Here is an 11,847-nt window from a genome sequence, read left to right on the forward strand (position 1 = left end):
ATTAAATTTATGAGTAATGATTTTTCTTGAAATATCGAATTTTAAAGGTAAAAAAACAGGCTTCCAAGATTATCAATATTTTGGACAATATGGGTGAAATGTAATTCGTTATCGACAACGCTGTCAAGGTTTCGAACCTTGCCAGCGTTAAGATTTTTAATTAACTTGAAAGCTATTTACAAGCCCTCAAAACCTATGAAAGTTCATTATTTATTAGTCCTTGCAGGAATGATGGCTTGTCAACCTACTAAGCCTTCCCATACCATGATTAACCCAGAAAATAGTTTTGCATACGATTATGATTTATTGAAAAACGAGCCTACTACCGTATTATTAAGTCAAGGAGATCAACAAGTGCTTATAGTAGGAAAATACCAAGCACGGGTTATGACTAGTAGCTCTCAGGGGGCGGCAGGATTTAGCTATGGTTGGATTAATCATGAACTTATTAAATCGGGGAAATTGGGTCCATATATGAATGCATTTGGGGGAGAGGAACGCTTTTGGTTGGGACCTGAGGGTGGCCAATTTTCCGTGTATTTTAAAAAAGGAGATCCTTTTACTTTTGAACATTGGCAGACTCCAGCCATCATTGATACAGAGACTTATCCATTAGTGAAATCAGATGCGCAAAAGGCCCTTTTTCATAAGGATTTTGAGATAGAGAATTATTCAGGAACTCAATTTAACGTTTCTCTTGATCGAGAAATCAAATTATTAAGTCAGGAAGAAGCCTCGAAACATTTACAGGTCTCCTTGGATGGGATTTCTTGGGTAGGCTATCAGACAGATAATGTATTAAAGAATACGGGGAAAGATTGGAATAAAGAAAGCGGGGTATTATCGATTTGGTTATTGGGTATGATGAAGGCTTCGGATCAAAACACCATTTTAATTCCTTATCAAAAAGGTCAAGAGGCGGGCATAAATGATGCGTATTTTGGTCAGATTCCTGCGGATAGACTCATCAAAAAAGAGGGTATGCTCTACTTTAAAGCCGATGCCAATTCAAGGGGTAAATTGGGAATTCCTCCCAAAGCCCTGGTACCTTTAGCTGCTAGTTATGATGCTGCCAATCGTATTTTGACCATTCTTCAATTTGATTATCATGGTGATCAGGAATATGTCAATTCCATGTGGGAAATTCAGGAAAACCCCTACCAAGGAGATGCCTTAAATGCCTATAATGATGGCAAAAATGATACGGGGACTCAGATGGGTAAATTTTATGAATTGGAAAGCTCTTCTCCGGCCATAGCGCTGCATCACGGTCAGTCGCTGAGGCATGTTCAAAGAACCTTTCATTTAGAAGCCTCTGAAGAAAAATTGAATCAGGTTTGTCAAAAATTACTGGGAATCGAACTGAAGAATTTGCCTTGGAAATAATAAAAGCTCAAGATTTATCCTGAGCTTTTAACCTGTATTAGGTAAATCTATCTACTCCTCATCCATCATACTTCTACGCTGCTTAGCTGCTTGTTTGGTAGTTTTGATTCGGTAATTGAAGGTTAAATTGAACTGCGTCAAACGACCTTGAAACTCGGATTTGGTATAAAATCCAGTACCTCTGGTTTCTGAACGCATGATTCTTGAACTAAAAACATCTAAGATATTTAAGGTCAATGTTCCATTTCCTTTCATGATATCTTTACTCGCTGATAAATCCATCCAAGCTATATACCCTCTTGTCCCTTGTGCGGTATTTTGAGGGGCTTCGTAGTTTGCTCTCACTTGGGCATCTACGCCACCTCCTAATTTAATTCGGGAAGTATGACGCGCAAACCAAGAATATGTGTCACTTACATAAGTAGGGTCAATATTGCTGGCATCAGCTTTGGCACGAAAAATATTGATACTCAAATCAGCTTTCCAGGCTTTACTTAAGTTAGAGGAACCTGTAAACTCTGCTCCCATGGAAACTTCATTTTTGAAGTTTTGGGGTAATGTAACAGAAAAACCATTGGCATCAACCTGACGAATACGGTCAATTTTTCCATCTGTATTTCGATAATAAATGGACGAGCTGATGCTTCCATTTTCATAATATTTTACGTGCCCTAAATCAAAAGCATCCGTGAATTGTGGATTTAAATTAGGGTTACCGGAGAAAAAGTTTCGGTTGTCAGAAAATGTAACAAAAGGGCTTAATTCATTGTAAGTAGGCCTACGCACCCTTCTAGAATAACCTAGCTGAAAGGAATTATCTGCCGACAAAGAATAGGTAAAATGGGCACTAGGAAAGAGATTGGCGTAGTTTCTTGGATTCTTTTCTTGGGTTTGCAATAACTCCGTACGGATATCTGTCATCTCCCCACGAATACCTACTTGATAAGAAAACTTCTTGATTTTGGTACCCCAAATGGCATAGGCAGCTGTAATATTTTCGTTATAAACAAAGTTATTTTGTAAACCAGGAACCACGGTATATTCTCCGGTTTCTTGTCTTTGGGTGACAATGTAATCGTTCGTCATATCCCGGAAACTCGTACGTAAACCTGTTTCTATTTTACCATCTTTCCCAACCGGATTTACATAATCCGCTTGTAAAATCCATTGATGTTCTGCTTCATCATTCAGGGATTTTTGAATTCTTGAATTTTCTGGAAATGCACTTCCATCAGGTCTTTTTCCTACCTGAGTGAACAATTGATCTGAGCTCTCCCAATAATCCAAATAGCGCAAATCAGCGGTAAATTCTTTTCCCTTTCGGGCATAGGATTTCTTGAAGGTTAAGGCATATTCACTATTAGGCTCCGCCTCTTTCTCGTCCTGTTGACGGTCAGTAATACTATATAAATTGCTTAAGCTTTTTTGGTAATCCAAATAATGGAAATCGGAAATACGACGAACGTCGGTTCTTCGGAAAATATACGAACCGGTCAATACCGTTTTTTCATTGAAAAAGTAATCAGCCCCACCACGAATATTATTAACCATTCCCCTGACGTTATTTTGAGAGGTTTGTTGTAAATAATTGGTCTGACCTGGGGTATACACCTCCTGATAAATATTACCTCTTCCTGGGGTTCTACGGTAAAACAATCCGTAGTTTAAAAAGAAATTCAGTTTGTCTTTGCGGTAATTGACAATGGCTGTCGCACCGAAATTCTCAGGATATCCTGTAGTCGTTTCAATGGCACCGTTAAAGCCCTGATTCTGATTTTTTTTCAAAACAATGTTGATGATTCCTGCCATACCTTCTGCCTCATACCGGGCCGAAGGATTGGTGATCACTTCCACTTTTTCGATTAAATTTCCTTGCAAAGACTGTAAGCCGCCTGATCCACTAATGCCCACTAAAGTAGATGGTTTGCCATCAATTAAAATACGGACATTGTCACTTCCTCTTAGTTTGACAGCACCTTCACCATCTACTTGAATAGAAGGTAGATTTCCTAAAATTTCAGAGGCTGTCGCACCACGATTGGCTAAATCGGTGCCAACATTAAAAATTCGCTTATCTAAGGCCAATTCCATGGATGCCTTTTGACCTTTCACAGTCACCTCTTCCAAGGTTTTGGATGAGGCCTTTGCTTCCAATACGCCCAATTGAATGGTTTGATTGTCTTTATTGATATTGATTCCTTTTTGAGTAATGGTTTCAAAGCCAACGCTTTCAATGACTACATCATAAGTCCCATAAACCACATCCGTTGAAAAATGACCTTTATCATCACCTATTCCCCCTGTAATAAGTTTTTGGGCACCTGCTTGAAATATTCGAATGCTAGAAAATGGTACAGGAGCTTTAGAATCTTTTTCAATAATTTGACCTTTGATCTTGCCTTTGGGGCCTATTTGAGCTACAATTTGAAAACTTAGGACAAAAAGAAGGTACGTAATGCTTACTAGGGATTTAACTTTCATAGTTTTTTTGATAACAGCCCGAATATGGGACTTAGAGGTAATTTTTTTCGTAAAAATCGACAAAATGGGGATTAATTACAACGTAAATACAGATAGCCGTCTAATAATCAGGGCAGAGCCGCGTTTATAAAAAGGAATTATTTTTGCTTTGGGTAGACACAAAAGAGGACTTTATCTATATTTTGAAGAGCTAACAAATGAATAAAATTAAATTTCGACATCAAAAAACCCTAATGAAATAGCTTATGTTAAAATCCCTTGGCCTTGCGGCCCTTTCTGTTGCTACGCCTCAACTTACATCTACCCAATCTTCTGGTATCTATGTTTCTCAAATGGATCATTTATTGGGAACATCTTTAGACCTTAAAATAGCTGCTTCACATTATGGAGCTGCTAAAAAAGCAGAAGCCAGCCTGCTTGCTGAAGTACAGCGCCTGAGTCAAATTTTGGGTACTTATCATTCCAACACCGAGTTTAATCAGTGGATGGCAAGTCAAGGAGAATTTAAACCTGTATCAATCGATTTACTACAAGTACTAAAACAATTTGATGCCTGGAATGAAAAAACAGGAGGCATCATCAATGCTTCCTCGGAAGAAATTACTCAGGTGTGGAAAGCAGCCAGTGCAGCAAATCAATTACCCTCTCAAGAGAATATTCAAGCGGCTGTCCGCTTAGCCCAACAGAAACATTGGGAAATCAATGAATTGGAACAAAGCATTGCTAAAACTAGCCAAGCTACCTTGCGCTTGCATTCGTTTGCAAAATCTTATGTCATGCAAAAAGCAGCAGAGAAGGCTTTAGCGACAGAAGGAATCCATGGAATTGTTTTAAATGTAGGAGGAGATATCCTCATTAAAGGAAATGGAGTAGATCAAATTTCAATAAAAGATCCCCGTAATTTTGCTGAAAATGCGGCTCCACATTCCCAAATTATTGTGGAAAATAAAGCGGTAGCTACTTCAGGAGATTATCAAAGAGGATTTGAAATCAATAAACAATGGTTTTCACATGTGATCAATCCCTTGACTGGTCAACCGGCCTCAGATATTATCAGTGCCACAGTCGTACATCCTGATGCAGTAACAGCAGGTGCTTTGTCTACTGCTTTTCAAGTGATGACTCCCCAACAAAGTGAGCGCCTAGCCGCTGCCATTCCTGATACAGATTATTTAATTCTTACGAAATCAGGAGAGGAATATAGTAGCCCCAACTGGAAAAATTTACTTGCTTCTAGCGCTCCGAGTGTTAGTCCATCTAGTTTTAGTACCAACATCCTAATGGTCAATCAAAAGGAGAAAATGTGGACGGAAAAACAAGAATTACAAATCAAATTTGAGTTAGCCAGTTTTGAAGGTAGATTTCGTCGGCCATTTGTAGCCGTTTGGGTAGAAGATGAAAATCATAAGCCAATTAGACGTATCGCATTATGGTTCAATAAGCCAAGATGGTTGCCTGATTTACGTTCTTGGTATGCCGCCCAGAGAGAAAGTGCAATTGATATCGCCTCTTTAGCCAGTGCTACTCGTTCACCTGGGGAATATACCTTAGTTTGGGATGGAAAGAATGACGCAGGTCAGTATGTCAAACAAGGAAAATATACGGTGTATATTGAAGCCGCTCGTGAGCATGGGACTTACCAATTGATGAAACAAGAAATGAATTTCAATGGTAAAGATCAAAAACAAACACTTTCGGGAAATGAAGAAGTAACCGGTGCTTCTTTAAATTACGTAGCCAAATAAGTAGATTAAAATTTTTCTTTGGAGCTCATGTGCCATCATGGGCTCCTTTATACCAAACGTATGAGTACTCCTAATTCTAAATTAAAGCCTAAATCAAATAAACTTCGTCGTTCTACCGCTGAAATCTCTCGATGGTTGCACATTTATTTATCCATGTTCAGCTTTGCTATCGTTTTGTTTTTTTCAGTGACAGGTTTAACCTTGAACCATCAAGAGTGGTTACCTGAAAAGTCAGATGTTCAGGAACAAAAAGCAAAACTAAATGTCACCTGGGTACATCAGGCAGATACCGCAAAAATAGCCAAATTGGAGGTAGTTGAACACCTAAGAAACACCCATGGAATTAAAGGTCAGTTAAATGATTTTAGAATTGATGATTCTGAAATTTCGGTTTCATTTCAAGGTCCTGGATATACTGCGGATGTATTTATTGACCGTGAAACAGGTACTTATGATCTCACAGAAACGCGCATGGGTTGGATGGCTGTAATCAATGATTTACACAAAGGAAGAGATACCGGAAAATCATGGGCTTGGGTGATTGATATTTCAGCGATTTTCATGATTTTCATTTCTGCCACGGGTTTAATCTTGTTGTTATTTTTGAAGAAAAGAAAAATTACGGGTTTGCTTTGGGCATTCATAGGCCTAATTCTTTCCTATGGGATATATTACTTTTTAACCTAAACAATTCTTATTCTACGGATGTTTATCTTTTGGAATTGAAGTAGGTTTTGACCTACTTTGTTAAGATTTAGGCAAAACCATATCCCTATGTTAGAGCAACTTATCTCTTATTTTGATCATATCCCTAGTAGCCACCGCGCACTTATTTTAGCTGGTGGAATTACCTTTTTTTGGTTGGTAGAAAATGCCATTCCATTGGTGTCTTTCCGTTATAATAAGTGGAAACATGCGGGGATTAATTTCCTATTTACCATCACCACTATCCTAGTCAATTTTGGTTTCGCGGTTTGGATTGTTCAATTAAGCGACTGGGCGGTAGCCAATCAAATAGGTTTTTTACAATGGTTTCCAATGGGAAATTGGGGGCAATTAATTCTAGGATTGTTGTTATTGGATTTAGTAGGGGCCTATTTTGTCCACTGGGTAGAACATAAAGTTAAAGTGATGTGGAAATTTCACATGGTTCATCATGCAGATACCAAGGTAGATACCACTACCGCCAATCGTCATCATCCAGGGGAGAGTGTTTTTAGGGCATTATTTACTCTGCTAGGAGTATTAGTTTGTGGAGCCCCTATGTGGTTAGTCATGATATATCAAAGTATTTCAGTAGTACTTTCTCAATTCAACCATGCCAATATTCGTTTACCCCAATGGCTTGATACCACAATAAGCTATGTGATTGTTTCACCTAACATGCATAAGGTGCATCATCATGTAAGTCGCCCGCAGACGGATTCCAATTACGGAAATATATTTTCCATTTGGGATAGAATATTAGGTACTTACAATAGCACGGCAGTCCATGAAGTTGTATACGGTTTGGACGTCTTGGATAATCAACGAGATGGCGAACTGGGCTACCAGTTAAAAGCTCCTTTTGATTCAAGCATCAAAACAGATTATTAGTAAAGCTCTACCACCATTTCTACTTCTACGGCAGCATTATTGGGTAAGACATTTACCCCTACTGCTGAACGCGCATGCTTTCCTTTATCGCCAAAAACAGCCACCATTAAATCAGAAAAGCCATTCATGACCATGGGTTGTTGGGTAAAGCTAGGATCAGAGTTAACAAATCCTGTCACTTTCAAAATGCGTTTAACTCTGCGCAAATCGCCCAATTGAGCTTTTAAGGTAGAGATCAATGCTATCCCAGCCAATTTGGCTGCCGCTTGGCCTTCTTCCACACTGAGCTTGTTTCCTAGTTTTCCCAGTACAAATCCTCCTTCAGCCTTCTCGGGTAAATGCCCAGACAAATAGGCAATATTTCCAGCACGAGTAAATTTGACATAATTCGCCAATGGGGTACTAGGTTTAAGTAAATTGATTCCTAATGCTTGTAAACGCTCCTCAGGACTATCAGGTTTTTTGGTAAATAAAAGGCAAACGGGAGCTACGACTTGAATATCCTGCTTGCTATCCGTTAAAAGACCTGTCTGCTGGTTGACAGAAAAGACTTGAATTTTATTTTCAGTTTGACTAGCCACAAATAACCATTTCCCACTTGGATCGTAACTGAAATTTCTAGGCATTTTTGCCACTGCCTGATAAGCTAGTGTTTTCAATGTCCCATCAGCCTGAATAGCAAATATGGCCAGGTTATCGCTCGTAATACGGTTCGAACTAATGAGCCATTTATCATTGGGAGAAATATGGATATCGGCGCTGGCTTTGACGGCCACTTTGGTACTGGTATCAGAAACGATGTTTTGAATTTTGTCCAAACCTTGAGCACTGATTTTAAAGACATCAACGCTGCCATTTAATTCATTAATAACGTATGCCAAATTCCCATTGGGGTGAAAAATCATATGGCGAGGACCGCTACCAGGATTGACTGAAATGGACTGATAATTTTCGGCCAAAGTCCCATCAGGTAAAATCGGATGCCAATGTATTTTGTCAGAACCCAAATCGGGAACATATAAGCTTTTCTGATCAGGAGAAATGGCCACCATGTGGGCATGCGGGGCATCTTGTCGGCCCGTAATGACACTAGCACCTTTGTAAAAAAAGGATTGAGAAGCCGGGAGTAGTCGACCGTTTTCTTCAGTTTTAAAAACATTCAGGGAACCACTGCCATAGTTAGCAACATATACGGTTTTGCTCGCTTCATGGTATTTCACAAAGCAGGGGCCGTCACCCAGGGTTGGGCTAGTGTTTAATTTGGTAAAAGTTCCGTTGGCATTTCGGGCGTAGGCACTTATGGCAGATTTACCACCCCCTTCTTCAGAAACAGAATACAATAAATTCCCATCAGCAGAGATGGCTTGGTAGGAGGCATTGGGGTTTTCTCTTACATAGTTGACCTTCGTTTTGGCAGTTGCTATATCAAGATCAAATACCTCTATACCGGGGTTTTTAGCTTTGGTATACGATCCTACAATCAATTGATATTGTGTCGAATCCGAAGGTAATATCGAGAATAGGGAACTGACAAATAAGAAAATGGAGCTTAACATGGAAAATAGGTTTTTGTGCAACAAGATACGAATGTCCGTAAAATTTGGGTATTTTTCCCAGAACAATTTTCCTTATCCTCATTTAAACAAGATGAAAAAGATTTTACTATTGCTTTTTTGTGCGTTTCAGGCTTGGGCTCAAAACTCCCCAGCTCCCCGCCTCGTGGTTCGAGGGGATGATATGGGTTATAGCCATTCAGGAAATTTGGCATTGATCCAATCTTCTGTAAAAGGAATCCAGTCGTCCATCGAGGTTATTGTCCCTTCACCTTGGTTTCCTGAGGCCGTTCAGATGCTTCATCAGCACCCTACTATCGATGTGGGGATACATTTGGCATTAACGAGTGAGTGGGATAAACTTAAGTGGAGACCTTTAACTGAGGCGAAAAGTTTACGAGATCCAGACGGGTATTTTTTTCCCATGGTTTATGCCAATAAGAATTATCCAGGCTTAGCTATCGTGGATAATAAATTTACCTTGGCTGATATTGAAGCAGAATTCAGGGCTCAAATAGAATTGGCCATCAAAAAAATCCCATGGATAAGTCATATTTCTTCTCACATGGGTTGTTCCAGAATCACCAATGAGGTACATGAATTAACTAAGAAATTAGCCAAAGAGTATCACTTGATTTATGAAAACACCCAATACCCTTTTGATCGGGCTACTTATGAAGGGCCCCATCAGACATCTGAGCAGAAAATAGATAGTTTTATCAACATGCTTGGCTCTTTACAAGCAGGGAAAACCTATGTTTTTGTTGACCATCCTGGACTTGATGATTCGGAACTGAAGGCCATTTCACATATTGGTTATGAGGCAGTGGCAGTAGACAGACAAGGCGTAACAGAATTATTTACAAGTCAAAAAGTAATGAATGCCATTAAAACTTTGGGAATTAAAATCATTGCTTACCGAGATTTAGGACCTAAGCCCTGAATGAGCTTAAGCATTGACCGATTAATAATTTATTCATACAAGCAAGAAAAGTCAGTTCACAAATTTTTGTACCTTTGAAATTGGAATAATTGAATTGTTCTGATTGTAGCAAATTTGAAATATCTACGTATGAAATTCTTTAAGAAAATTAATTTTACGACCGAACAAGAAACCATTGCTGAGTTGACAGAGGCGGTCAAACAATACAAGGTAATCCATTTGGCTGGGTATAATTTACCAATTCCTTTGGAGCAGTTTTACATCAATTTTGCGGATTCAATCGGGACCCCTTTCAATGAGGATGAAGATTTGATTACAGGAGAAAGAAAGGACAATCGTTGGATAGATATCAGCTATGACCCTGCTATTCCAGATCGTTATAGAAGTAGTAATACCCGTCAGCCCTTACATACTGATGATTCCTATGTGGAATTAGGGGATGAGAAATCATTGCAGTTTTTTTATTGTACATCGCGTGCCGCTCGCGGAGGCGCTACCACTTTTTTTGATTTGCCAGATTTGGTTGATTGCTTGAAAATTGACGGTCAAGAAGCACTATTGGAGCGTTTGATGACCATTACAGTGAATTTTGAAAAGGCGGGCCATAAGAAAGTACGTAAGATTTTAGACCAGGATGAATTGGGTTGGCTAGCCAACTGGAACTATTTCTGTGTGGATAAAGACAATACACCTGAAGCTTTGCAATTGGTAGAAGATTTTCACCAATTTTTAGAAACTCGAGTGATAAATGCTGGTTTGGTTTTACCTGTTCAATTAGAACGTGGAGAGGCGGCATTTTTTCATGATGATCGTATTTTACATGGCAGAAATGCCTATTTCGCTACTCAAAAAGGCGAACGATGCTTGATTAAAGGGAAGATTATTTTAGAGCCAGATTTTCAATTGTCTTAGGACATGAAGAAAGCTGGCATTCCTCGTTTTTCGACTCGCTTACAACAGAAATTAGGCCTTGGTACTTGGCAATTGGGAGGACCCAATATGGTTCAGGGAAAGGCCATGGGCTGGGGTGAAATCAGCGAACAAGAATCTTTATCTATCTTGGCTACGGCTTTAGAATCGGGTATTCAATTCATTGATACAGCGGATTCTTATGGCAAAGGCCTTTCTGAAATTATCGTAGGAAAAGCGCTTCAAGCGGCTACTTACCCGCAGGATATTATTGTTTGTACCAAGTTTGGGAATGTGTATTTACCCGATGGAAGTACAGGTCAGGATTTTTCTGCTGAACACCTTCATGCCAGTGTTAACGCTAGTTTACAACGCTTAGGCAGAGGCCATATTGACGTATTGTTGATGCATAGCCCGCCAGATAATTTTGATTGGGAACAATATGATCCTGAGCCGTTTGAGGAATTGGTTCGAAGGGGACTTGTTCGACAATATGGTGTAAGTTCTAAAAGTGTTTATGGCGCCAAGCGGGTGATGGATGCCGGTTTTGGATCAGTGATTGAAGTGATATATAATGCTTTGGATCGTCGGGCTGAGGAGATTTTATTCAATCATCCTGATTATCTAGATTACGATATGATTGGAAGGGTTCCTTTAGGTTCGGGATTCTTAAGTGACCGCTTATTGTTGGAAGATCCACAATTTGGAGAGGATGATTACCGATCTCATATGGCGGATCGAGATAAAAATTGGATGCTTGAAAATGCTAGGAAACTTGCCTTTTTAGCCGAATTACCAGGAGGACTCTCGTCGAATGCCTTACGTTTTACGCTACAAAATTCTCAAATCGCGGTGGTGATTCCGGGGGCTAGATCAGTGGCTCAGGTTCAATCCAATGTACAAGCTGCGAATTTACCGGCACTTAGCCAGGGGTATATTCAACGTATACAACAAACGGTTCCATCAGTTCCCGATTGGTGGAAGCCTACAAGTTAGTTCTGATTACATCTAGGTATTGAACCTACTTTCGCCGCTTGATTTGCCCTTGAATTTGATTCTGCATTCCCCCCCAAGGTTTGCCCATAGATTTGTCAACTTTTCAAAAGTTGACAAATCTAAGTTGACAAATCTAAGTTGACAAATCTAAGTTGACAAATCTAATCGGGGGGGCTATTCAATTCCAAGCCTTTTCTAATCAGCATCCTGATATTTTTTTAATTAGAAATTACTATTT

Annotated in this window: 9 protein-coding genes; 7 read left to right on the plus strand and 2 right to left on the minus strand. The window is 39.4% G+C overall.

Annotated elements, in window-relative coordinates:
* Window positions 1-195: 195 nt before the first annotated feature.
* Entirely contained in the window at window positions 196-1,386 is a 1,191-nt protein-coding gene (locus SKC36_RS10885) for a DUF6786 family protein (RefSeq protein ID WP_459465898.1), read from the plus strand.
* A gap of 51 nt (window positions 1,387-1,437) precedes the next feature.
* Here SKC36_RS10885 and SKC36_RS10890 read toward each other — a convergent pair whose 3' ends face one another.
* Window positions 1,438-3,867: a TonB-dependent receptor gene (locus SKC36_RS10890; RefSeq protein ID WP_459465899.1), complete on the minus strand. Its 2,430-nt coding sequence runs from the start codon at window positions 3,865-3,867 to the stop codon at window positions 1,438-1,440.
* Between the two features lie 245 nt (window positions 3,868-4,112).
* Between SKC36_RS10890 and SKC36_RS10895 the strand changes: the two genes are divergently transcribed.
* The 3 genes from SKC36_RS10895 to SKC36_RS10905 all read left to right on the plus strand — a co-directional run bounded on the left by SKC36_RS10895 (window position 4,113) and on the right by SKC36_RS10905 (window position 7,208).
* Window positions 4,113-5,612, plus strand: a complete 1,500-nt coding sequence (locus tag SKC36_RS10895; protein WP_459454604.1) for a DUF2271 domain-containing protein — start codon at window positions 4,113-4,115, stop codon at window positions 5,610-5,612.
* Window positions 5,613-5,672: 60 nt separating this feature from the next.
* Window positions 5,673-6,299 carry a PepSY-associated TM helix domain-containing protein gene (locus SKC36_RS10900; protein WP_459454605.1) on the plus strand — a complete coding sequence of 209 codons (627 nt, stop codon included), beginning with the start codon at window positions 5,673-5,675 and terminating at the stop codon, window positions 6,297-6,299.
* Between the two features lie 87 nt (window positions 6,300-6,386).
* Complete coding sequence (locus SKC36_RS10905; RefSeq protein WP_459465900.1) at window positions 6,387-7,208, plus strand: sterol desaturase family protein; 822 nt, start codon at window positions 6,387-6,389, stop codon at window positions 7,206-7,208.
* Here SKC36_RS10905 and SKC36_RS10910 read toward each other — a convergent pair.
* The gene (locus tag SKC36_RS10910) at window positions 7,205-8,764 is read right to left on the minus strand and encodes an Atu1372/SO_1960 family protein (RefSeq protein WP_459465901.1); all 1,560 of its coding nucleotides are present in this window, start codon (window positions 8,762-8,764) and stop codon (window positions 7,205-7,207) included. The genes SKC36_RS10905 and SKC36_RS10910 overlap by 4 nt on opposite strands.
* Before the next feature lie 91 nt (window positions 8,765-8,855).
* Here SKC36_RS10910 and SKC36_RS10915 point away from each other — a divergent pair, with 91 nt between their 5' ends.
* The 3 genes from SKC36_RS10915 (at window position 8,856) to SKC36_RS10925 (ending at window position 11,609) form a co-directional block, all read left to right on the plus strand.
* On the plus strand, window positions 8,856-9,704 hold the full coding sequence (locus tag SKC36_RS10915) for a polysaccharide deacetylase family protein (RefSeq protein WP_459465902.1): 849 nt from the start codon (window positions 8,856-8,858) through the stop codon (window positions 9,702-9,704).
* A gap of 129 nt (window positions 9,705-9,833) precedes the next feature.
* Window positions 9,834-10,616, plus strand: coding sequence for a TauD/TfdA family dioxygenase (locus tag SKC36_RS10920; protein ID WP_459465904.1), 783 nt, complete (start codon window positions 9,834-9,836; stop codon window positions 10,614-10,616).
* A 3-nt stretch (window positions 10,617-10,619) separates the two neighbouring features.
* Window positions 10,620-11,609, plus strand: coding sequence for an aldo/keto reductase (locus tag SKC36_RS10925; RefSeq protein WP_459454610.1), 990 nt, complete (start codon window positions 10,620-10,622; stop codon window positions 11,607-11,609).
* Window positions 11,610-11,847 lie beyond the last annotated feature (238 nt).

This window comes from Aquirufa sp. OSTEICH-129A (assembly GCF_054558355.1).